We start from the raw sequence: 922 nt of genomic DNA, 5'->3' as shown, positions 1-922 counted from the left end.
GCCGGGGCGCCGTGGCCGGGCTGCTGACCCTGTCGCGCAACCTGGGCCAGCTGATGGGGGCGGCGGGACTGGGGGGCCTGTTCGCCGCCCTGGCGGGGCGGCCCGATCTCCCCCTAGCGACGGCGGACGAGCTGGCGTTTGCCACCCGGGTCACCTTCGCCCTGACGGCCTTGCTGCTGATGAGTGCGCTCTGGCTGGCGGGAAGGGGGGAGCGTGCCGTGCAGGGTGATGTGGCCCGGGACGGCTGCGAGTCGGGAGAACGCTGAAAACGAAGACGCCTCCACAGGGGAGGCGTCTTGCTATGGGATTGGGCAGGATAGTAAACCGCTCAGCTCCTCGTTATCGATCAACCTGTTACAGAATGAAACGGCTCAGATCCTCGTCTTCAATCAGCTTGCCGAGGTGGGCGTTGACGTAGTCGGTGTTGATGACGAAGGTCTCGCCTGATTTCTCGGAGGCGTCATAGGAGATGTCTTCCATCAGCCGCTCCATCACGGTGTGCAGACGACGGGCGCCGATGTTCTCGGTGCGCTCGTTGACCTGCCAGGCCGCTTCGGCCAGACGGCGGATGCCATCCTGGGTGAACTCGATGTTGACCCCTTCGGTGGCCATCAGCGCCTTGTACTGATCGGTCAGGGAGGCGTTCGGCTCGGTCAGGATGCGCTCGAAGTCTTCGGTGGTCAGGGCGGTCAGCTCGACCCGGATCGGCAGACGGCCCTGCAGCTCGGGGATGAGGTCGGACGGCTTGGCGATCTGGAAGGCACCGGAGGCGACAAACAGGATGTGATCGGTCTTGACCATGCCGTGCTTGGTGTTGACGGTGCAGCCCTCGACCAGCGGCAGCAGGTCGCGCTGAACCCCTTCACGGGAAACGTCCGGGCCGGAGCTCTCGCCGCGCTTGCAGATCTTGTCGATCTCGTCG

Annotated in this window: 1 protein-coding gene and 1 pseudogene; one reads left to right on the top strand and one right to left on the bottom strand. The window is 65.1% G+C overall.

Going from position 1 to position 922, the window contains the following annotated elements; genetic code table 11:
* Positions 1-266: pseudogene (locus tag BN1120_RS21470) on the top strand (MFS transporter); the annotation flags it as partial.
* 88 nt (positions 267-354) lie between these two features.
* Here BN1120_RS21470 and BN1120_RS21705 read toward each other — a convergent pair.
* On the bottom strand, positions 355-922 hold a 568-nt coding region (locus BN1120_RS21705), incomplete at its 5' end, for an AAA family ATPase (RefSeq protein ID WP_042015664.1).

The sequence above is a fragment of the Aeromonas caviae genome, assembly GCF_000819785.1.
Lineage (GTDB): Bacteria > Pseudomonadota > Gammaproteobacteria > Enterobacterales > Aeromonadaceae > Aeromonas > Aeromonas caviae.
The sequence above is the reverse complement of the archived record's forward strand: the minus strand, read 5'-3'. Positions and strand labels throughout refer to the sequence as shown.